Source organism: Paenibacillus sp. JJ1722 (assembly GCF_048282685.1).
In the GTDB taxonomy this organism is placed as follows: domain Bacteria; phylum Bacillota; class Bacilli; order Paenibacillales; family Paenibacillaceae; genus Paenibacillus; species Paenibacillus polymyxa_B.
The window spans coordinates 4,538,098-4,558,652 of the sequence record NZ_CP182500.1 but is presented as its reverse complement, the minus strand read 5'-3'; the positions used below and the strand labels follow the sequence as shown (position 1 = coordinate 4,558,652).

The window sequence follows — 20,555 nt, the reverse complement described above, 5'->3', positions numbered from 1 at the left end:
TAAAAGAATAAGCTGGCATAAACATGTACACATGTTTTGTGGAAGCGAGGTGTCAACAATGGATTCCATGGACAAAACGGTCAAATTTAATGTCAAGGCAGATGAGAAGGAAGCTTCTGCTCAGGAGATTTTGTTGACCGTATATGATGCGTTGGTAGAAAAAGAATACAATCCGATCAATCAAATCGTCGGCTATTTGCTATCCGGTGATCCGGCTTATGTGCCACGGCATAATAATGCCAGAAGCCTGGTACGTAAAAAAGAGCGCGATGAGTTGATTGAAGAGTTGGTTCGTTTCTATCTCGCCAAGCACCGTTAGGAGACAGGCATGAAAGTAATGGGATTGGATTACGGGGATCGCCGAATTGGGGTCGCCGTAAGTGATGCCTTCGGCTGGACCGCCCAAGGATTGGAAGTCATAGAACGACGCGGTGACGACAGCGAGTTCGGTAAAATTGCAAATTTAGTTCGTGACAATGAGGTGGGCGAGGTTGTTGTAGGTTTGCCAAAAAACATGAACGGAACCGTGGGTCCACGCGGTGAGATTTGCATCGAGTTTGCGAACCGACTCAAGGAGTTACTGGGTTTACCCGTTCACCTTTGGGATGAACGGCTGACGACGCGTTCGGCGGAGCGTACGCTTCTGGAGGCCGACGTCAGCCGAAAAAAACGCAAGCAGGTGGTAGATAAACTGGCCGCAAGCCTGATCTTGCAAAACTATTTGGACGCACACAGTACAAGGTGAGGGGGATTTCGTAATGGCTGAAAATCAAGTGGGTATGGAAGAAGAGCCGGAAATTATTTATATTGCCGATGACGAGGGCAACGAGGAAGAGTTCGAGGTCATTATGAAGTTTGAGGTAGATGGTTCCGAAGCGAAGTACATGATGGTTGCGCCAGTGGACCCTGAAGCTGATGAGTCCGATGTGTACGCCTTCCGTTACGAGGAAGAAGGCGATGATATTAAATTGTTTGTGATCCAAGACGATGCCGAATGGGAAATCGTCGAAGAGACCTTTAATACATTTGTAGAAGAAGATGAAGAGGAAGACGGGAAATGACGAGCTATTCACGTGAAGACCTGAGTTGGACCTCTGATTTGAAGGAAACGTTCGACGGCGATGTAGAGCTGCAGGATGAACAGGGCCATGCGATTCGCATGGAATTGGAAGCAGAGTTCAAGGTAGGTGAGCAACGGTACGCCGTATTGCGTAGACCTGGGGCTGCTGTTGGCGAACATGAACTTTACCATGTAAGCTCATCCACAGACGGCGAAATCTCCATCACCACCATTGAAGATGATGATGAGTGGGAAGATATTTCCGAGCTGTACGACGAATGTACGTTGCCGGAAGAACTGTAAGTCTGGATAACGATGAGATCAAACCTGAAAGGGCGGACCAGTCCGCCCTTTTTGGCTGTGAAGGAGTTGGGTGGATGTGAAGCGAAGGACAAGGATGTTTACGTTATTTCTACTGCTTATCATTATAGCAGGAGGTGCAGCCCTCTATATCTGGAATGCCATGCAGCCTGTTCAGCCCCAAACACAACCCGTTGCTTTTACGGTGGTGCAGGGAACAGGAACATCGGCTATTGCAGATACGCTGGAGCAAAAGGGACTTATACGTAATGCGCTCGTGTTTAAGGCTTATGTAAAATTCAAACAGCAAGGAAGCGGATTTCAGGCCGGAAAATATGAGGCGAAGCCTGGCGCAACCTTTGATCAGTTGATTACTAAGTTATCGGCTGGAGATGTTGTCAAAGAGGAAATGATTCGTTTTACAATCCCGGAAGGTTTTACGATTAGACAGATGGCTGATAAGCTGCAAAAGGAAGGACTGGCAGACCGGCAGCAATTTTTGCAGCTGGCCAACGATCCGTCCGCTTTTGACGTCGCGCTAGTGCGGGACATTCCAAAGCAGGCGGGGCTTCGCTATGCGCTGGAGGGCTATCTTTTCCCGGAAACCTATGAGCTGAAAAAGGGTAGTACGGCCAAAGATATTATACAGGTGATGCTAGAACAGACACAAAAGCGGTTGGAAACTGTTTCCGATTTGGATGCGAAGCTGAAACAGCGGGGTGAAACGCTGCATCAACTGCTGACAGTTGCTTCTCTCGTAGAGCGCGAAGTGGTTGTGGAAGATGAGCGGTCTGTAGTAGCTGGCGTCATTTATAACCGACTCAAACAGGATAAGAAGCTGGAAATTGATGCTACAGTTCAATATATGCTGGATAAGCAAAAGGAACGGCTGTATTACAAGGATTTGGCTGTGGAAAGCCCTTATAATACGTATATGCATCAGGGACTTCCACCAGGGCCGATTGCAAGTCCCAGTCTGAAATCAGTGACAGCGGCTTTACAGCCGAAAGCTACAGATTATTTGTTTTACGTGACCAAAAAAGATGGGACACATGAACATTTGTTTGCCAAAACGTATAAAGAACATTTGCATAACATTCAGGTAAGTAACCGTAAGACAAATTAGGAGGTGAGCCTATGGCTTACAAACCCGAACTACTGGCAACTGCCAGCTCTCCGGAGGATGCCCGCCATATGCTGGAGGCTGGAGCTACTGCATTACTTATTGGAGATGACCGCTTTGGAATGCGGCTGCCGGGACATTTTACACCGGACCAAATCCGTGAAGTGGTGGAAGAGGCACGGAAGCATACGGCGCAGGTATACGTATCCATGACGAATTTGATGACGAACGAGCTATTACCACTCCTTCCCGAATATGTGCAGACCCTAGCTGGATGCGGCATAGACGCCATTGAGTTTAATGATCCCGCAGTGCTCATGGCCGTGAAGGAGTACGCCCCGCATCTTAAGCTGTTCTGGAACGGTGAGATGATCTCCACCAACTTCGCAACCGCCAACTATTGGGGTGAAAAAGGAGCTTCCCGGGTCATTTTGGCTCGTGAGCTCAGTATGGATGAAATTACCGAAATGATACCAAAGTTGAACATAGAAGCACAGGTTCAGGTACATGGCATGACCAATATTTATCACTCCAAGCGTAAGCTTGTTCAAAGTTATATGCTGCACCAGGGACGTAATGTAGAAGGCGATTTGGGTAGAGGGCGCGGCTTGTTTCTGATTGAAGCAGAGCGGAAGGAAGAGAAGTTCCCCATCTACGAGGATATTAATGGGACACATATTATGAGTTCAGATGATTTTTGTATCATGGAGGACCTGCATATTCTGATGGAGGCGGGCGTGCATAGCTTTAAGATCGAGGGCTTATTGAAACCTACGGCTTACAATGAGGCGGTTGTTCGTGCTTATCGTAAAGCCATAGATAATTATACAGCTGACCCGGATGCTTATGCTTATGATGAAAGCTGGCTGGATGAAGTTCGCCGTCTTCAAGATCCGGAACGGGAACTTTCCTTCGGATTTTTCTATAAAGAGCAGGTTTATTAATTTTAAAATGAATTCACAGAGGGGGGAACGTCATGGGGACGATAACCAAAACGAGAAAATATATAGGTAAACGGAATCGTCTGGATAAGCCGGAGCTATTGGCTCCTGCCGGAAATCTGGAAAAGCTGAAGTTTGCCGTTCACTATGGCGCGGATGCTGTATATATTGGTGGACAAAAATATGGTCTGCGTTCTAACGCCGATAATTTCAGTTTTGAAGAAATGCGCGAAGGTGTAGAATTTGCTAACAAGTACGGTGCTAAGGTGCTTGTAGCCACCAATATCTATGCCCACAATGAGGATATTGCCGGAATCGAAGAATACTTGCGCAATCTGTACGAGGCAGGAATTCATGCCGTTATCGTCGCTGATCCGGCTATTGTATCCGTGGCATTGCGTGCTGTTCCTGGATTGGAAGTGCATTTGAGTACACAGCAGTCCACACTGAACTGGCAAGCGGTAAAGTTTTGGAAAAACGAGGGACTACCGCGTGTGGTACTGGGACGTGAGACCAGTCTGGAGGAAATCGAAGAAATTAAAAAGCATGTGGACATCGAAATCGAAGCATTCGTCCATGGTGCGATGTGCTCTTCATTTTCCGGCCGCTGCGTGTTGTCCAATCACTTTACAGACCGTGATTCCAATCGTGGAGGATGTTGTCAGTCTTGCCGCTGGAAATACGATTTGTTTGAGGATGCCCGCCCAGGTGAGGTTTGGATATCTGAGGAAGAGGCACAGGAGAGCAATGCACTGAAACAGTTCCAGCTTGGTGTTAACCAGCTTCCACTGTTCGAAGAGAGCGATAATGCCTTTTCTATGGGTTCCAAGGATCTGTGTATGATTGAAAATGTCCCTGATCTGATTGATGTAGGTGTAGACAGCTTTAAAGTGGAGGGACGTATGAAGTCCATTCACTATGTGGCTACCGTCGTGAATGTCTATCGTCAAGCGATTGATTCCTACATGGCAGATCCTGAAAATTATGTGCTCAAACCAGAATGGATTGAAGAAATTAACAAGGCAGCCAATCGTCCGTTGAATACAGGGTTTTTCTACGATACACCGGATCATGAAGATCATATTTATGAGCCGGAAGAAAAGGCAGTCCCTTATGATTTTGCCGGACTGGTCATGGACTACGATGCCGCGAGTGGCATTGCAACCATTCAACAACGGAACCATTTTAAACCAGGGCATGAAATCGAATTTTTCGGTCCGAACGGAACATTCTTTAAACAAACGGTCGGAACGATCTGGGATGAGGAAGGCAACGAATTGGATGCTGCTCGTCACCCGCTTCAACGAATTAGAATGAAGGTAGATCAGCCCGTATCGTATTTTGATATGATGCGTAAAAAGAAGTAAATAAGCCTTAAGTCACAGGTGAAAAGATTCAAAAGCCTCTCCTATCGGTTGGAGAGGCTTTTTTTTGAATAGTTTTCTAGGGAAAAAGTTTCACAAAATTTAGTTGATACTCAAAGGAAAGCTACATTCCTTGTCGAATAGTTCCGATAGAAGTTATATAGATAATAGATACATAATGGATGACGTGGAATTAGAAACTAATTATATGGTGGTAGGTGAGAGAAATGGGTTTACGGAAAAAAGAGGGGAATACAGCAAAAAGGCAACCCAAGAAAACGGATCAAATGCAGGGTTTGAAAGGCAGTAAAGTGACAACGGATAAAGAGGAACAAAAGGTTGCGGTGTCTTCGAAGGTTGCCCCCTGGGTAGCTAAGGCGACTCGTAAAGGTACACACAATTTAAAGCGTTTACTTAAGCCGGAAAGGTACAGTAAAGATTTCATGCATTTGGTCAAAAACTATAATCCGATACGTTCGGTTGGAATGAAGTTGTTTCTGATCTTTTTTGCGGCAATTATGTTATTTGTGGTCAGCTTGGGGATGCTCTCATACTACAAGGCTAAAAGTACGATTGAGCAAAATGCAGCTACGGCTTATCAGCAGACCGTTCAGCAAACTTCAGAAAAGCTTGATATTATTCTAGAGCGCTTTCAAGACACATCAACACAGGTATTTTTCGATACTGAATTAAGTGATCAGTTGCAAAAGGCTGTAAAGCAAGATAAAAATCCCTTTGCATCTTTTGTTGCTATGGGCGAAGTGAATAAGAAGCTAACGAATCTTGCTTTTACGAATAAAGCGATTGATTCAATGTACTTGTACCCGGAAGAAACCAATTTAGCTGCTATGGGCACCGGAACACAAAAGGATGTACGGCAGGAAGAGTGGTTTAAGGATATTTTGAAAAACAAAGGAATTGTTTGGCTACCTACGCAGGTGAATGACAATGGTAGCAAGACCTTTCGTCTGGCACGCTCCATGAACAGCATGTCCGGGTTGGGAGGGACTTATGTTCTGGTTATGGATTTAAAGTCCAGTGCGGTGGAGGACGAGTTAAAAGGTATTAATTTGGGTTCAGGCAGTATGATTAGTCTTGTGACAGACAAGGGTGAGTTTGTAGGTTCTAACAATGAGGGCTTGGCAGGAGGAAAGACAAAGCTGGATTACGTGTCCAAGCTTGAAGGGATCGAAGGAAATCAAATTATGGAGCAGGAAGCAGACGGCAAAAAGCAAAGTGTGCTTGCGGTTCATAATACACTGGGAACTTCCAAGTGGATTCTCGTGGGTGTAGTACCTGTATCTGAGCTGGTGAAAGACGCTAAGGGGATACTAACTACAACCTGGATATTTGCCGCAGTGGCTGCACTCATTGCATTGTTCATTGGCCTGTGGATCGTGCGTCTCGTGGCTCGTCCATTGACACATCTGAAGGATTTAATGGTCGAAGGCGCCAAAGGCAACTTGCAAATCCGAACGAACTATAAGGCTCAGGATGAAATTGGGCAGTTGTCAGAAAGCTTTGATACGATGATGGAGCAAATTACATTGCTGGTAGAACAGACGAATGCCTCAGCTCAGGAGGTTCTGAATACAGCGACGGAACTAGGCGATGCCTCGAAGAAGACAGCCATTTCAGCCAAAGAAATTGCAGCAGCAACGGAAGAGATTGCTCATGGCGCCGCCAGTTTGGCAACAGAGGCTGAACGTGGCAGCGGACTTACCGGGAATATATCTCAGCAAATGGATACGGTTATGGCTTCCAATCATGAAATGAGTCTGGTCGCACAAGAAGTTGAACAATCCAGTGAACAAGGGACCATTCAGCTGAAAAATCTATTGAGCAAGACTAAGGTTACGGAAGAAACTACGCATGCTCTGGTGGGCAAAGTAGATGAACTGAAGAAGACAACTTCCGATGTCTTTAAGGTGCTGGACGTATTACAGGATATTGCTAAACAAACGAACATTCTATCACTGAATGCGACGATTGAAGCAGCACGAGCGGGGACGGCTGGGCGTGGTTTTATGGTGGTAGCTAATGAGGTTCGGCAGTTGGCTGAACAATCACGTCAAGCTATTCGTACGGCTACAGGCATTACTAACAACATCGTCAATGAAATGAATGAAACGGTACAGGCATTATCTGAGGTGTACCCGCTGTTCCGGGAACAGATGGGAGCCGTGCAGGAAACAACGGACATTTTCCAATCGGTTCAGCAGCAAATGGGAGAGTTCGCGCTACGATTGGGAACGGTCACTGCCTCCATTCATCATCTGAGTGAATCGCAGACCACTTTGTCCGAGGCAATGACCAATGTAAGTGCGGTAGCCGAGCAATCCTCAGCTACTTCGCAGGAAGTCGCTTCGCTCAGCACTGAACAGGCTAATATTGGTAATCAACTGGTAGGTTTGTCGGATAAGCTGGAAGGAGTATCAGTGAACTTGAAGGAACAGCTTTCGCGGTTTACGGTGTAGATATAACAAAACCATGGAACTCAGGATTGTCACTGATCTCCGTGGTTTTGTACTTTTTATTAGTAGATGTGCTTAAAAATCCCTCAAGAAGGAAAGCAAAAGATGAATACAAACACAAAGGTAGCTTGGGTTGTACTGGCCATTACCATTTTTATTACGGTTTTTTATTCGTTAGACGAGTTTTTAAATTGGAGCCCAGAAGCAGACATCACAAGATACAAATAAATTTGGAAACCCATTCACGTTAAAAGTTGAGTGGGTTTTCTTTTTCAACTACAGGACATACTACTGGAAAAAAGATGAAAGAAGGATGGGTGTGCCGAGGCGTGGTAGCAGTTTCATACGAAAACGTCGAATTGCATATATGGGCTTGGGGGTGATGGCGCTACTGCTGATTTTATTATTCCGACTGGCTTGGATTCAGGGGACAGCGGGCATTCATATGTCCGTCTATGGGGGGCATTCGCTTAAGGAAATGTCAGCACGTCAGCGACAGGAGGGCATTTCTATCGACTCTGGACGTGGACAGTTTACGGACCGGCATGGGCAACCCTTGACTGGCGGAGTCGTATGGGCGCCAGTGCTTTTTCCCGATGTAGATGGCAAAGCGGCTTTACATGGCGAAGAACTGGCCAAGCTACTGCGTACGAATAAAAAGCAACTACTGACACGATGGAAAGGGCTGCAATCCCCGCTCATATGGCGAGATGGGCGCGGAGAGCCCGTACAAATCAATCTGAATGAAGCAGGCAAGCTGCTGAAGCTAGCTCCTTCGCTTATTGAGCTTGTACCTTATGCGAAACGTTACAGGGATTTGCCCAATGGCAGGCAATGGCTTGGCTTTCTGTATGAACGTGCCGACCGAGCGAGTGAACTGCCGATGGGGGCAGCCGGGCTGGAAAGAACGCTGGAGCCGCTGCTGAGCGGCGTCGGTGAAACGTTCGTCTCCCGATTTGTAGATGCGCAGCGTCGTCCATTGACTCATATACCGTTGCGTGTCAGTGCTCCATCCAATGGTCACTATCCTTTACAAGTGCAGACTACAATTGATCTACCTATACAGGAACAGATTGAAAAGCTGACGGAATCTAGTCATTTGGCAGAAGGGGCGGTGGTAGTGCTCGATGCAGGCAACGCGGATGTACTGGCGATGGTGTCTCGCCCTTTTTATAATCCCGGGCATGTTGATCCGCAGAAAAAAACAGACTGGTCTAATCGTGCCCTCAAGGCGATAACGCCTGGATCCATTTTTAAGTTGGTTACGGCTGCTGCTGCACTTGAATCAGGTGTTGTCCAACCGCAGGAACAATTCCATTGTCATGGAACTTATGGCAAGTACGGTTTGGCTTGCTGGAAAAAAGAAGGACACGGTACCCTGAACCTGGAGGAAGGGCTTGCCGTATCCTGTAATAGTGTGTTCGCTCATCTCGGCGAACGGCTTAATCCTAAGCAAATTCAGGCCACAGCCTCTGCACTGGGATTGAGCCGAACTGTGGGCTGGCAGGAGCGGAATCTTGCAGGACTACCTCAATTCAGACCGCTGGATCACGAAGAAAAGGGAGCCGTATTCGGCTCCCATACGAACGCGTCTGATCCGGGCGTACGTGTACAGACAGCTATCGGTCAGCGCGATGTGCTGGTAACGCCTCTCCAAGCTGCCAATCTCATCGTCACCTTGTTGCACGAGGGTCAAGTACATGCACCACGCCTCGTCAAACGCATCAGCTACGCAGACGGTAGCACCTTACTGGAACTACCTGCTCATGCTGCACCTTCACCCGAGGGCAGCCGTTTGATTCACACATCGACGGCTCGCACGCTTCGTGAAGCAATGGAAAAGGTTGTGACACAGGGGACTGGTGTCTCCTTGCGTAATAAATCATGGAATCTGGCCGGCAAATCGGGTACGGCCCAAGCTTTAAAGAACGGTCAACCTATAAATCACCAGTGGTTTATAGGGTATGGTCCGATAGAGCGGCCTCGTTATGCGGTCGCCGTCCTTGTGCAAAATGCTTCAACACATTCTGCAAATCAAGCTACAGTACTGTTTGGTCAAGTAATGGATCTGTTAGCTCAATCCTCCTGAGTACCACGAGTAGCTTCACGATCTTCCTCCTGGATTTTTACGATAAACGGGGGCTCGTCAAATTCCTCTGTCGGAAACCGAATCCATTTCTGCAGATAGCCTTGCTGCCACAATTCCTTGAGCAAAATGATCAGAATGGGAGACAGGATTAATCCGGCCAGTCCAAAGATGGACAACGATATAATGGCAAAGGAAAGCATCAGATAGGCAGATGAAACACCGATGGAATTACCAGTGATTTTAGGCTCTGCCAGCTGGCGGACGATCACCGTCACAGCCATGACAATAAGCAGGCCTACAGCCAGGCCGGTATTGCCTGTGATGAACAGATACACGGCCCACGGAATAAAAATAACAGGCACACCCAGCAAGGGCAGAATATCAAACAAAGCTGCCACGAGCGCTAATGATAGGGCATTATCCACTTGCAAAATGAGTAAACCTATAAATACGAGGACAAAGGTAATCCCTACCAGTAGAGCTTGAGCCTTGAGAAAAGCGGAGATGGCTTTAAGTACGTGATTTTTTAGAAAAAGGTAAGCAGTTTTTAGTGTCTTGGGTGTTTTACTACGGGCAATGCCCTTCCAAAGATTAATTTCCATACTTAAAAAGAACGCTAAAATGATGGCAATGGCAAAGTTGCCCATAAAAACAGTGAAAGAACTGAGGAACTGTATGAAAAAGGATAATCCTAGCTGTGCCCACTTCGTAGCAATGGTGGTGGCAGTCGCAAAATAATCATTCACACGTTCAGTAACACTCGGAGGTAAAGCAGCGATTTTATCTTGAGAAAGATGAAGATATCGCGTGAATTCCGCTTGGATAATCTGAGTATATTGTGGGAGGTTTTGCGCGACTTTCGTAAATTGCGTAACTAGAATCAGGCCCAATCCGAAAAAAATAGCAAGTAAGAGGATGATAAATAGCAATACGGAGAGTGCGGAGGCAAAAGGCTTTTTCATTCCTTTCCGATGAAAATAACGGGCAGCAGGTTCAATGCACCAGAACACGACGAACGAAAGGAACACAGGTGCGGCAAGTTGATACAGTTTGCTGGATACGAACATAATTAAATACACGGTTAATACGATCAAACCGATATCAAAAACGGTACGCCAATATTTTTTGTACAAGGGAAGCATATGTATACAACGACTCCTTTTAGATTTTTATTTATTGTACACTAAATTGGACCTCAATGCTGACCATATGCAATAGCGAAATCTCGGCATGTTTGCTTCATTGTGATAATATATAAGTAAGTGAGTTTTCCTCAGGAAGCCTGCTTGGGGAGTTCAGAATAGAAAAGTGGGGATAAAACGTGCAGACTTTGCTGTTATGGATGTTTTACATTTCAACTTTTTATGCTTTTATTCCGGCGCTGGTTAGTCGTATATTTGGTTTCCGGGTGTTCAGGCGCGGCAAAAGTGAGCAAGAATATGCACTCACCTTTGATGATGGCCCTGATCCAGTGTATACATCACAGCTGCTTGATTTACTGAAGCGTTTTGATGCCAAGGCTACTTTTTTTGTTGTTGGGATAAATGCAGAAAAACACCCTGAGCTTCTGAAACGCATGCATGATGAAGGTCATCTAATCGGTATTCATAATTATGTGCACAAATCGAATTGGCTTATGAGGCCTGTTACCGTCAGAAGACAAATTGCTCAGACAGAGTCAGTCATTCGTCGAGTAACTGGCGAGGGAACGACCTTTTATCGCCCACCTTGGGGGATAGTGAACTTTTTTGATATTTCCAACACCCATGGTCGTCGAATCGTATTATGGTCCTCCATGTTCGGGGACTGGAAGGCCAGCATCGGAGCGAAACAATTAGCGGAGAGAATGCTCAAAAAGCTGAGGGGTGGCGAAGTGATGCTGCTCCATGACTGTGGTACGACATTGGGGGCAGACGTGGAAGCGCCCCAGAATATGCTAATCGCACTGGAGAAGCTGCTGAGGGTCGCCCAAGAACGACAATTACGCAGCGTACGGGTGGATACATTGTTTTGCCGTCAGTCTGTCAATAAACCTACTGCCTCCGAGATGTCCAGTACGGGCTGGTTAAAAAGAACGCTGGTATTTGGATGGCTCCAGTATGAGCGGCTATTCCATGTTTTGTTTCGTCTTCGTCCCGTAAGCAAGGAGGATACGATCTTTTATTATCGTCGCCGTATCTATCATGGGCCAAATGTAAATATGGAGAACAGCAGGTGGTTAGAAAAAGGGGACCCGATAATTGAGCTTCATTTTGATAATAGAAAGTTATTTCAATTGGGTTCGACGGCAAAGTCGATGGTACATCTAGCTATTCAATTAATTCGGATTGTAAAAAAACAACTTCCTGATCTGGCCCAACGCATTGTACATGATTCTGAAATGAAGGGTGTAAAGGCGATATACGCAGTAAGTATGATTCATCGGGGACCAGAGAAGTTGGGATTTCAAGTTCGGGAGCTTCCCAAAGGACTGTTTAAGCATGTGTCCACTGTATATCTAAAGCTGTTATTTCGTGTTATCCATCCTTTGGGTTCAGAGCAATTGAGTGAAAAAAAAGATGTAATGGTACCGAAACTGATTGTGATGCCAATGGATACCTTGTTTGACCGTTTTCATCAGGGAGGCTTACACCGCTCAGACGAAGCTCTTGAGCAAACAGCACAGCGAGATGATGTCCATACACTCAACAGCGAAATGACTGAATAGGCTAACCCTAATGACCTAATAAAAAAATCCTCTCGATCCTTTGTTAGGGTCGAGAGGACTTTTAGCTGTTTATAAAGTAATCCTATCTTGGCAACGCATTTAGATTTTCATAATTCCGCCGTTACTTGCGTTCGTTACCAGCTTGGAATAACGTGCCAGGTAACCCGTTTTTACCTTCGGCTCAAAGCCTTTCCAGTTGGCGCGACGACGTTCAAATTCTTCGTCCGTAATGTGGAGCTCAATCTTACGATTGTTTAAGTCCAGCTCGATGATATCGCCGTCCTCAACAAAAGCGATAGGTCCGCCTTCTGCGGCTTCAGGGGAAATATGACCGATGGAGATACCACGGGAAGCACCTGAGAATCGTCCGTCTGTAATCAGACCCACCTTGGCACCAAGCCCCATGCCCACGATTTGTGAAGTTGGAGCGAGCATTTCAGGCATACCAGGTCCGCCCTTTGGACCTTCATAACGGATAACAACAACGTGTCCTTCATTAATTTTACCGTTGGCGATACCTGCCAGTGCATCTTCCTGTGAATCAAAGCAGATAGCAGGACCTTTGTGATAACCACCAACCGAAGGATCAACTGCACCGACTTTAATGATGGAGCCTTGCGGTGCCAGATTACCGAATAATACAGCTAGGCCGCCACGTTCAGAATAAGGGTTGTCCAGTTTATGGATGACGTTAGTATCCAGAATTTCCTGACCTTCTACGTTTTCACGAATAGTTTTTCCGGTCACAGTAATACAGTCTCCATGCAGTGCGCCCGGTTTCTTCAACAATTCATTCAGCACTGCGCTTACGCCGCCTGCATTATGGACATCCTCAATATGATAGTCGGAAGCAGGTGCCAATTTGGACAAATGAGGTACGCGGTTTGCGACTTCATTAATACGTTCGATAGGGTAGTCAACTTCTGCTTCATGGGCAAGTGCCAATGTATGCAATACTGTATTCGTGGAACCGCCCATTGCCATATCCAATGCAAATGCATTATCAATAGCTTCTTTAGTCACGATATCACGTGGTTTAAGATCCAGCTTAATCAATTCCATCAATTGGCGTGCAGATTGTTTAACGAATTCTTTACGTTCTTCTGCTACTGCGAGAATGGTGCCGTTACCCGGCATAGCCAGACCCATTGCTTCTGCGAGACAGTTCATGGAATTCGCTGTGAACATCCCTGAACAGGAGCCACATGTCGGACAGCCATATTGTTCTAATTCAAGCAAGCTTTGATCGTCGATTTTACCAGCCTGATATGCACCTACGCCTTCGAAGACGGAGGTCAGGGAAATAGAGCGTCCGTTCTTGTCTTTACCAGCTTTCATAGGACCGCCGCTGACAAAAATAGTTGGAATGTTAACGCGCAATGCGCCCATCATCATGCCAGGGGTAATTTTATCACAGTTAGGAATACAAACCATGCCGTCAAACCAATGAGCGGAAACGACAGTTTCCAGAGAGTCAGCTATAATTTCGCGGCTTGGCAGAGAATAACGCATACCGATGTGTCCCATAGCAATGCCGTCATCTACACCGATGGTGTTAAACTCGAAAGGTACACCGCCTGCTTCACGAATGGCTTGCTTGACAATTTTGCCAAATTCCTGCAAATGGACGTGGCCCGGTACGATATCAATATACGAGTTGCATACCGCAATAAACGGTTTGTCAAAATCTTCTTCCTTGACACCCGCTGCGCGCAGCAAGCTGCGGTGAGGAGCGCGGTCAAAGCCTTTTTTAATCATATCGGAACGCATTTTCGTCTTAGCTGTCATGATGCTGGTTCCCCCCCAAAGTATAAAAATAGTATGGCGTTCAATGGACGCCGTAATAGCGCAGATGTTTTCTAAAGAGTCTATCATAGATGTGAGCTTTTTTCTACATATATGAAGATTTTGAAAAAGTACAAGAAGTGTTCTCTAATCAACAATATATAGATATGACCAGTTTTATTTGTCTATATATTGCATTTAGAAGAGTTAGAATTTGATTCTATTAAAAATATGTATACTGACATGTTTACGTATCAGTTAAAATATGAAAGAGCCCATTCTGCAATAAAGCGGATGGGCTCAAGCTTGTTTTATGTTAAAGGAGGGCGGAGGATGACATTACACCTTAATTTCTGCCGCCTTTACGACCGATGTCTCTGTAGAAATTTTTGTCATGCGACTCAGCTGTAGCATCGCCGCCTTTTTTGCCGATTTCCTGATAAAATTCTTTATCGTGAGAGTTTGCGGTTGCTTCCCCGCCTTTTTTACCAATCTCCTGATAAAATTCCTTATTGTGCTTCTTGGAAGTAGCTTCTCCACCCATACGACCTGCTTCTTCGCGACTCATTTTCCCCTGATTTTGATTACGTGCCATTACAAATCACTCCTTAATAAAAAAGTTGTTTTTTGTTGCGCGCATCCTTTACTTACCACATCACGCCTGTATGAAACAGGCCCCAAGTGGAGTAAAGAGGGGGTAGACTCGCTTACATGTTCGTCTGTGAGTGGGTTGTCGCGTGTTCAATGTTAAATAAAAAATGGATAAAAGATTACGCGGACCGTCTAAAAGGATAAGGAGCTGGCTTTAGCATCCACTCTACCTGTGGCTCAATCAGAGGTCGTGTTGCAGTTCGAACCCAAGGCATGGTCAACATACAGCACAGACCTGCAGCACACACTACAATCAACATGACTTCCACTGGAGTATCTATATATTCGTAGACTCCCTTTGCAACGACGGTACGGACGATCAAACCATGGAGTAAAAAGACATATAGTGTCCGTCTCCCCATCTCGGTTATACGTCCTGTGACAGCTGGAACAAAGCTTAGGAACGCCATGGATGCTATCCATTGAACTCCATAAATGCCGATGCGGTAAATTCCTGCGTACCATTCGGTATGGCCCAATTCACCGTAAGTCATGTTGCCATACAGCCAGCCTGCTGGGATGCCGAAATACGACGTTCCCGCCAGTACCATAAGCAGAAGAGATACAACGCCAGCGATTATGCGGACTGGAGCTGTGAAGAACCGTCGAACGTCTGCATAATTCAAATGATAACCTGCTACAAAGTAAGGCAAATAAACAAAGGTTCTGCATACGCTCAGCCATATACCATCCACAGGGAGATACCCGACGAGGATACCCAGCAGCACGGATATACCCAATTGGAGGACAGGTGGTATTTTCTGAAAAGACAGCATCAGCAGTCTCCAACAGATATGGCTGGCAAGGAACCAGAGTAGCAGATAAGGAGCAAAGAACGAATGATGGATATGGGGAACGTGGAAGAGTGCAACATCCAAGATCGAATAGAGCGATTGAAAAATAAGATATTGCATACCGATCTGAAGCAGAACTTTTCGGCCTGCTGATCCGGTCAAAGAAGTTTGGGCAAAGTAGCCTGTAACGAGTACAAACAACGGCATATGAAACATGAATATCCAGCTGAACCATTGTTGGGCAATATGAAGTGAACCGACTAGAGGCTCCAGAGCATTCCCTGCAAATACGCATATGATCAACAGAAATCGCAAATTGAGAAAGAAGCTTTCCCCTTGTACATCATGGCTTGTCGTCATGTGTTTCCCTCCGAACGGCTTCTGCCGACTAAACTATTTAAAAAATAATTCTTTACAAGGAACAAGGTACGATACTCTGGACATTACTATTGTGATTTTATTCACAATAGTAAGCGTTATCATAACCTTATTGTGTGGCGAAAGCTTGAACACCGGACAAAGATGGGCTAAGACGTGGAAATGTATACTGATTTGACCCTGTATGTGCAACGATGTTACCCTAACAAGGCTAGTTACGCTGATGAATACAGCGGTACATTTTATATTCAATTACGAATTACGAGGTACGAAAGGCGAAAGGAACTTTTACAATGAGAAGAAGAACAAGAAGATCATACAATTCATATGGGACACGTGGTCCTCGGAAAATATGGAAAGTTCTCTTAGGCATCCTGATTGTTATTGCACTGATCGCAGGGTGGGGAGCATGGAAGGTATTTACGCCTTATCAGCCTGACGAGACGGCTGCTGCTGCACTAGCTGAAGTAGCGGATGCTGTGAAAGTAAATGAACAAGAACATTGGGTCGGTTTTGAGCCTGCAAAAAGAAGCGGAGCCGGAGTCATTTTGTACCCAGGGGCATTGGTGAAGCCCGAAAGTTATGCGCCCTTGGCACGCCGTCTGGCGGAAAAGGGTCATCATGTGATCATTGCAAAAATGCCACTCAACCTTGCATTGATCTCCCCGGATTTAGCGAATGAAGTGCTAAAGGCATATCCGAAAGAAGCGTTTGTTATTGGAGGCCATTCGTTAGGCGGTGTGATGGCGGCCCGATATGCAGCTGCACATCCTGATCAGGTCAAAGGTGTATTTTTCCTCGCCTCCTACCCGGATAACAAGGGTAATTTAAAGGATAAAAATCTGCCCGTTATTTCTCTACTGGGAAGTGATGATGGAGTCGTCCAGATGGAAAATGTCCAAAGTGGAAGAACTTATTTACCAGCCAACACGCTGTATTTTACAGTCGAAGGGGGAAATCATGCCCAATTCGGCAGTTATGGTGTCCAAAAAGGGGATAATCCTGCAAAAATTAGCGCTGCCGAGCAATGGAATCAGACGGTAACGGCTTTACAGGACTGGATGAAAGAGAGTGTGGATGGGGCTCCTAAGAACCAGTAAAGGAGGTGTGCTGCATGTCTGAGCTGATCGTGCAGGGGGAGCGGTACCCATGCCGTGGTATTTTATTGGATAAAGATGGAACGTTGCTGGATTTTATTCAGTTGTGGGGCCCCTGGGCTCGTTCTATACTGGATATGATGGAGCAGCATCTTACCGTGGCGGGTGCCGGTTTTACAGTGGAAAAAGGTACCGTTCTAGGTACTGTTCACGATCTAGAGGGACGTGTGATCGGTTACGATCCTTCTGGCCCACTAGCCATGGGGACGGTGGACGAAAGTACGGGGGTACTGGCTTGGCAGCTTTATACTGCTGGTGTACCGTGGAATGAGGCTGTGCGGCTTGTCCGCGACTTTAATAAAACGGCGATGGCTGATATTCGGCGACATCGGGCAGCGAAGGTGTTTCCAGGATTGCGGACGTTGCTTGAGCAAAGCCGCCATGCCGGGCTGAAGCTGGCGGTTGTGACCTCTGACAGTACAGAGGCTGCACAGGAGCATTTGGAGTGGATGGGGCTGACATCCTATTTTGACGAGATTATCGGACATGATAGGGTTACATACGGCAAGCCTGACCCGGAAATGGCTGAAAAAGCCTGCGCATTACTAGGATTGTCGCCGGCGGACGTGGTAGTCATCGGAGACAGCAATGGGGATATGCAGATGGGCAAGCGTGCCGGAGTACGGCTCGCTATTGGATTTGCGCCAGAAGCAGAACGTTCTGGTCATTTGCTGGATGCGGATAAGGTTGTTCGTGGATATGAAGAGCTGGAGGTGCGTAGGGTATGAAAGTTAATACGTTGGCGGAATGGATACAGCAATCGCAGAATATTGTTTTTTTCGGCGGAGCAGGGACATCGACGGAAAGCGGTATTCCGGATTTTCGTTCGGCAGCAGGCCTGTATCAAAGTGAGGAGAAATTGCCTTATTCCCCTGAGGTTATGCTGAGCCGTTCATTTTTTGTGAAGCATCCTGAAGTGTTCTTCGACTTCTATCGTAGCAAAATGCTGCATCCCGATGCGGAGCCGAATGGTTGTCATCATTTCCTCGCGTCATTGGAAAAGCAAGGCCGTCTAAAAGCGGTTGTGACACAAAATATTGACGGATTACATCAGGCGGCAGGTAGTGTGAATGTACTAGAACTTCATGGCTCGGTGCATCGCAACCACTGTATGGAATGCGGACGCTTTTACAATCTAGATGAAGTGATGAACAGCTCTGAGGTTGTACCCAAATGTCCGATAGATGGAGGAATTATCAAACCGGATGTCGTTTTATATGAGGAGGAGCTGAATCAGGATACCATTATTCAATCCGTTCAGGCTATTTCGCAGGCTGATTTGCTGTTAATTGGAGGAACGTCGCTGACAGTACATCCTGCTGCGGGCTTGATTACTTATTTTCGTGGTAAACATACGGTGCTGCTGAATACAGATCCCACCTCGTATGATCATAAGGCGGATCTTTTGATCACCGATCCAATCGGTAAAGTTATGGAAAAACTTGCTCATCAATTAGGTCTGTAATCGTTTTCTTGTCAACGCCTGGATAAAAGCGCTATGATGATGTTGTGATGGACATTACAATGTTTCGAGAGAGGCTGGGATAGCATGGTTTATTTAGCTGGCGAAGATCGTTATGAAAGTATGAAATATAACCGTACAGGGAGATCAGGTCTAAAACTGCCGGCTATTTCGCTGGGCTTGTGGCACAATTTTGGCGGAATTAACAACGCGGAGAATGGCCGTAGCATGATTACTCGCTCCTTTGATCTGGGAATTACGCATTTTGATTTAGCTAATAACTATGGCCCTCCTGCGGGATCAGCTGAGGAGTTTTTTGGACAAGTATTAGCCAGTGATATGAAACCGTACCGGGATGAGTTGGTCATCTCCACCAAAGCGGGCTACAATATGTGGGCAGGGCCTTATGGTGACTGGGGATCTCGCAAGTATATGATATCTAGTCTGGATCAGAGCCTGAAGCGGATGGGGCTGGACTATGTCGATATATTCTACTCTCACCGATTTGATCCTAATACGCCGCTGGAAGAAACGATGGGAGCACTGGATCATATCGTACGTTCAGGCAAAGCGCTGTATGTGGGTGTGTCCAATTATAGTGCGGAGCAAACAGCAGAAGCAGCTCGCATTCTGAAGGAGCTGGGAACACCGCTTCTGATTCATCAGCCGAAATACTCCTTGCTCGACCGCTGGATTGAAAACGGATTACAAGATGTACTGGACGAAAACGGGGTAGGCAGCATTGCCTTTTGCCCGCTGGCTCAGGGGTTGCTGACCAATAAATATTTGAACGGAATCCCCGAGGATTCACGTGCAGCGAGTACATCGGTTTTCCTGAATGAGAACCATGTAACGCCAGAGACACTTCGCAAGGTACGCGCCCTGAATCAGATGGCTGCTGCACGCGGACAAAGTTTGGCTCAATTCTCGCTGGCCTGGGCTCTGCGCGGCGAACGTCTGACCTCTGTCTTGATTGGGGCAAGCCGTGTAAGCCAAATTGAAGAAAATGTTGCTACCTTATCCAATCTGGACTTTTCTCAGGAGGAATTGGATCGAATTGATTCGATTCTGAATGCCGGGAACTGACAGGACGGCGGCACAGCCTAATGGCGAAAGTTAATTTGTAGTCATCGGCCTAATTTCGTGTTCTCTTATACAATATAAATTAACAGCCCGTATCCGTTTGAAGGATGCGGGCTGTTTAAGTCTGCTTTACGACTGTGGGTACTGCTTAACCTTGCTTCGGTACTCGGTTGGAGACTGACCACAGAAGCGCTTGAATTGACGTGAGAAATATAAGGAATCGGTTAGTCCGACCGAAGCGGCCACTTGCTCTACTGATAGTTCAGGACGCTCACGCAGCAGTTGACGTGATTTGTCGATTCTTAGCTTAAGCAGATAGGTGACGGGGGAGATGCCCGTTTCCTTTTTGAATATCCGTGACAAATACGCACGGTTATAACCAAGTCCTTCAGACATTTGCTCAATGGAAACGGGATGTGCGTACTGAGTGGACATATATTGCACCATCTGCTTGACTGTACGTTGAATTTGCGAATCCGCCCCGGACGGATCAGCCCAGTCACTCAGGTAATTGCCTGCTTCCCCCATAATCAGATACAAATAGCCCAAGGCTGAAAGATGAGAACTAGATTTTCTGCTGTAAAAGGCCAATTGCATTTGTTCCAAATAACCGGGGATGGGACTCTGATCGGAAGCATGGAAGACAGGCTGGTGAACACGCAGCCCTGCCTCCTGTACCACCTGCTCAGTATGGTGCCCGGTAAACGCAGACCAACGATAACGCCACGGTTTCTCTTCATCAGAGGTATAGCTCACCAGCTGACCGGGATGAATAAGGAAAAAATCGTTTTCTTCAAGCTGATATGTGTGCTGTTCCGTTCGGAAGATACCTCTGCCCGATTCTACAAAGTGTAGCAGATAGTAATCATAGATTTTCGGCCCTACGGCATGACCGGATTTGGTTTGGCTCTCTCCTGCAAAAAGCACATGCAGCGGGCTATTTTCATAAAACACCGGATTAGAGGCGACGGCATAACTATATGAATACGCTTGCAAAATAGGGTCATCCTTCCTGCATTTGTGAATGGTTTAGCGGATGCGGTATACTTACATTGTACATATCCAAGTCACATTTATCCATAGCTTAAACACATGGATGCATTACATTGTGTGACGCTTTCATTTATACTGAAATCATAAGAGATGTCAACCTGATTAAGATGTTACAGGGAAGTCAGGGGGACCTT

At 46.3% G+C, this 20,555-nt stretch carries 20 protein-coding genes; 15 read left to right on the top strand and 5 right to left on the bottom strand.

The window, feature by feature from the left end; all coding sequences use genetic code 11:
- Positions 1 to 58: 58 nt before the first annotated feature.
- The 10 genes from ACM1ND_RS20175 (at position 59) to ACM1ND_RS20130 (ending at position 9,351) form a co-directional block, all read left to right on the top strand.
- Positions 59 to 319 (top strand): IreB family regulatory phosphoprotein, encoded by a 261-nt coding sequence (locus ACM1ND_RS20175; RefSeq protein WP_007431624.1) that lies wholly within the window; start codon positions 59 to 61, stop codon positions 317 to 319.
- Positions 320 to 328: 9 nt separating this feature from the next.
- Positions 329 to 745: a Holliday junction resolvase RuvX gene (ruvX, locus tag ACM1ND_RS20170; RefSeq protein WP_014282932.1), complete on the top strand. Its 417-nt coding sequence runs from the start codon at positions 329 to 331 to the stop codon at positions 743 to 745.
- A 13-nt stretch (positions 746 to 758) separates the two neighbouring features.
- Positions 759 to 1,061, top strand: a complete 303-nt coding sequence (locus tag ACM1ND_RS20165; protein WP_023989904.1) for a DUF1292 domain-containing protein — start codon at positions 759 to 761, stop codon at positions 1,059 to 1,061.
- Complete coding sequence (locus tag ACM1ND_RS20160) at positions 1,058 to 1,363, top strand: DUF1292 domain-containing protein (RefSeq protein ID WP_013311522.1); 306 nt, start codon at positions 1,058 to 1,060, stop codon at positions 1,361 to 1,363. The genes ACM1ND_RS20165 and ACM1ND_RS20160 overlap by 4 nt, the downstream gene beginning before the upstream one ends.
- Before the next feature lie 94 nt (positions 1,364 to 1,457).
- The gene (mltG, locus tag ACM1ND_RS20155) at positions 1,458 to 2,486 is read left to right on the top strand and encodes an endolytic transglycosylase MltG (RefSeq protein WP_418028042.1); all 1,029 of its coding nucleotides are present in this window, start codon (positions 1,458 to 1,460) and stop codon (positions 2,484 to 2,486) included.
- Between the two features lie 11 nt (positions 2,487 to 2,497).
- Positions 2,498 to 3,427, top strand: coding sequence for a peptidase U32 family protein (locus ACM1ND_RS20150; RefSeq protein ID WP_023989901.1), 930 nt, complete (start codon positions 2,498 to 2,500; stop codon positions 3,425 to 3,427).
- A 32-nt stretch (positions 3,428 to 3,459) separates the two neighbouring features.
- Positions 3,460 to 4,791, top strand: coding sequence for a peptidase U32 family protein (locus ACM1ND_RS20145; RefSeq protein WP_013311519.1), 1,332 nt, complete (start codon positions 3,460 to 3,462; stop codon positions 4,789 to 4,791).
- 224 nt (positions 4,792 to 5,015) lie between these two features.
- Positions 5,016 to 7,265, top strand: a complete 2,250-nt coding sequence (locus ACM1ND_RS20140) for a methyl-accepting chemotaxis protein (protein WP_069079959.1) — start codon at positions 5,016 to 5,018, stop codon at positions 7,263 to 7,265.
- A 102-nt stretch (positions 7,266 to 7,367) separates the two neighbouring features.
- Positions 7,368 to 7,490, top strand: a complete 123-nt coding sequence (locus ACM1ND_RS20135; RefSeq protein WP_023989899.1) for a hypothetical protein — start codon at positions 7,368 to 7,370, stop codon at positions 7,488 to 7,490.
- Between the two features lie 85 nt (positions 7,491 to 7,575).
- Positions 7,576 to 9,351 carry a peptidoglycan D,D-transpeptidase FtsI family protein gene (locus ACM1ND_RS20130; RefSeq protein ID WP_418026516.1) on the top strand — a complete coding sequence of 592 codons (1,776 nt, stop codon included), beginning with the start codon at positions 7,576 to 7,578 and terminating at the stop codon, positions 9,349 to 9,351.
- Here the strand turns inward: ACM1ND_RS20130 and ACM1ND_RS20125 are convergent.
- Positions 9,339 to 10,493, bottom strand: coding sequence for an AI-2E family transporter (locus ACM1ND_RS20125; protein ID WP_023989897.1), 1,155 nt, complete (start codon positions 10,491 to 10,493; stop codon positions 9,339 to 9,341). The two genes, ACM1ND_RS20130 and ACM1ND_RS20125, sit on opposite strands and share 13 nt — an antisense overlap.
- A gap of 179 nt (positions 10,494 to 10,672) precedes the next feature.
- On the opposite strand from ACM1ND_RS20125, the gene ACM1ND_RS20120 reads away from it, so the two are divergent.
- Positions 10,673 to 12,058, top strand: coding sequence for a polysaccharide deacetylase family protein (locus tag ACM1ND_RS20120; RefSeq protein ID WP_068941984.1), 1,386 nt, complete (start codon positions 10,673 to 10,675; stop codon positions 12,056 to 12,058).
- Positions 12,059 to 12,157: 99 nt separating this feature from the next.
- Here ACM1ND_RS20120 and ilvD read toward each other — a convergent pair whose 3' ends face one another.
- The 3 genes from ilvD to ACM1ND_RS20105 form a co-directional block, all read right to left on the bottom strand.
- The gene (ilvD, locus tag ACM1ND_RS20115; protein ID WP_023989895.1) at positions 12,158 to 13,846 is read right to left on the bottom strand and encodes a dihydroxy-acid dehydratase; all 1,689 of its coding nucleotides are present in this window, start codon (positions 13,844 to 13,846) and stop codon (positions 12,158 to 12,160) included.
- A 343-nt stretch (positions 13,847 to 14,189) separates the two neighbouring features.
- Complete coding sequence (locus ACM1ND_RS20110) at positions 14,190 to 14,438, bottom strand: KGG domain-containing protein (RefSeq protein ID WP_023989894.1); 249 nt, start codon at positions 14,436 to 14,438, stop codon at positions 14,190 to 14,192.
- A 175-nt stretch (positions 14,439 to 14,613) separates the two neighbouring features.
- A complete protein-coding gene (locus ACM1ND_RS20105; protein ID WP_023989893.1) occupies positions 14,614 to 15,648 on the bottom strand; it encodes an acyltransferase family protein in 1,035 nt (344 codons plus the stop codon).
- A gap of 311 nt (positions 15,649 to 15,959) precedes the next feature.
- Here ACM1ND_RS20105 and ACM1ND_RS20100 point away from each other — a divergent pair, with 311 nt between their 5' ends.
- The 4 genes from ACM1ND_RS20100 (at position 15,960) to mgrA (ending at position 19,371) form a co-directional block, all read left to right on the top strand.
- Positions 15,960 to 16,766, top strand: a complete 807-nt coding sequence (locus ACM1ND_RS20100) for an alpha/beta fold hydrolase (RefSeq protein ID WP_418026515.1) — start codon at positions 15,960 to 15,962, stop codon at positions 16,764 to 16,766.
- Between the two features lie 14 nt (positions 16,767 to 16,780).
- On the top strand, positions 16,781 to 17,551 hold the full coding sequence (locus ACM1ND_RS20095; protein WP_076157643.1) for an HAD family hydrolase: 771 nt from the start codon (positions 16,781 to 16,783) through the stop codon (positions 17,549 to 17,551).
- On the top strand, positions 17,548 to 18,288 hold the full coding sequence (locus ACM1ND_RS20090; RefSeq protein ID WP_418026514.1) for an NAD-dependent protein deacylase: 741 nt from the start codon (positions 17,548 to 17,550) through the stop codon (positions 18,286 to 18,288). The genes ACM1ND_RS20095 and ACM1ND_RS20090 overlap by 4 nt, the downstream gene beginning before the upstream one ends.
- A gap of 84 nt (positions 18,289 to 18,372) precedes the next feature.
- Positions 18,373 to 19,371, top strand: a complete 999-nt coding sequence (gene mgrA, locus ACM1ND_RS20085) for an L-glyceraldehyde 3-phosphate reductase (protein ID WP_028542446.1) — start codon at positions 18,373 to 18,375, stop codon at positions 19,369 to 19,371.
- A gap of 126 nt (positions 19,372 to 19,497) precedes the next feature.
- Here mgrA and ACM1ND_RS20080 read toward each other — a convergent pair whose 3' ends face one another.
- The gene (locus ACM1ND_RS20080; protein WP_418026513.1) at positions 19,498 to 20,364 is read right to left on the bottom strand and encodes a helix-turn-helix domain-containing protein; all 867 of its coding nucleotides are present in this window, start codon (positions 20,362 to 20,364) and stop codon (positions 19,498 to 19,500) included.
- Between the last annotated feature and the right edge of the window lie 191 nt (positions 20,365 to 20,555).

What these genes read in the sequence shown, in the direction of transcription:
- ruvX (WP_014282932.1), top strand. Translation starts at nt 329, where the DNA reads ATGAAAGTAATGGGATTGGATTACGGGGATCGCCGAATTGGGGTCGCC.
- ACM1ND_RS20140 (WP_069079959.1), top strand. Translation starts at nt 5,016, where the DNA reads ATGGGTTTACGGAAAAAAGAGGGGAATACAGCAAAAAGGCAACCCAAG.
- ACM1ND_RS20145 (WP_013311519.1), top strand. Translation starts at nt 3,460, where the DNA reads ATGGGGACGATAACCAAAACGAGAAAATATATAGGTAAACGGAATCGT.
- ACM1ND_RS20095 (WP_076157643.1), top strand. Translation starts at nt 16,781, where the DNA reads ATGTCTGAGCTGATCGTGCAGGGGGAGCGGTACCCATGCCGTGGTATT.
- ACM1ND_RS20175 (WP_007431624.1), top strand. Translation starts at nt 59, where the DNA reads ATGGATTCCATGGACAAAACGGTCAAATTTAATGTCAAGGCAGATGAG.
- ACM1ND_RS20125 (WP_023989897.1), bottom strand. Translation starts at nt 10,493, where the DNA reads ATGCTTCCCTTGTACAAAAAATATTGGCGTACCGTTTTTGATATCGGT.
- ACM1ND_RS20160 (WP_013311522.1), top strand. Translation starts at nt 1,058, where the DNA reads ATGACGAGCTATTCACGTGAAGACCTGAGTTGGACCTCTGATTTGAAG.
- ilvD (WP_023989895.1), bottom strand. Translation starts at nt 13,846, where the DNA reads ATGACAGCTAAGACGAAAATGCGTTCCGATATGATTAAAAAAGGCTTT.
- mgrA (WP_028542446.1), top strand. Translation starts at nt 18,373, where the DNA reads ATGGTTTATTTAGCTGGCGAAGATCGTTATGAAAGTATGAAATATAAC.
- ACM1ND_RS20135 (WP_023989899.1), top strand. Translation starts at nt 7,368, where the DNA reads ATGAATACAAACACAAAGGTAGCTTGGGTTGTACTGGCCATTACCATT.
- ACM1ND_RS20090 (WP_418026514.1), top strand. Translation starts at nt 17,548, where the DNA reads ATGAAAGTTAATACGTTGGCGGAATGGATACAGCAATCGCAGAATATT.
- ACM1ND_RS20165 (WP_023989904.1), top strand. Translation starts at nt 759, where the DNA reads ATGGCTGAAAATCAAGTGGGTATGGAAGAAGAGCCGGAAATTATTTAT.
- ACM1ND_RS20110 (WP_023989894.1), bottom strand. Translation starts at nt 14,438, where the DNA reads ATGGCACGTAATCAAAATCAGGGGAAAATGAGTCGCGAAGAAGCAGGT.
- ACM1ND_RS20105 (WP_023989893.1), bottom strand. Translation starts at nt 15,648, where the DNA reads ATGACGACAAGCCATGATGTACAAGGGGAAAGCTTCTTTCTCAATTTG.
- mltG (WP_418028042.1), top strand. Translation starts at nt 1,458, where the DNA reads ATGTTTACGTTATTTCTACTGCTTATCATTATAGCAGGAGGTGCAGCC.
- ACM1ND_RS20130 (WP_418026516.1), top strand. Translation starts at nt 7,576, where the DNA reads ATGGGTGTGCCGAGGCGTGGTAGCAGTTTCATACGAAAACGTCGAATT.
- ACM1ND_RS20100 (WP_418026515.1), top strand. Translation starts at nt 15,960, where the DNA reads ATGAGAAGAAGAACAAGAAGATCATACAATTCATATGGGACACGTGGT.
- ACM1ND_RS20150 (WP_023989901.1), top strand. Translation starts at nt 2,498, where the DNA reads ATGGCTTACAAACCCGAACTACTGGCAACTGCCAGCTCTCCGGAGGAT.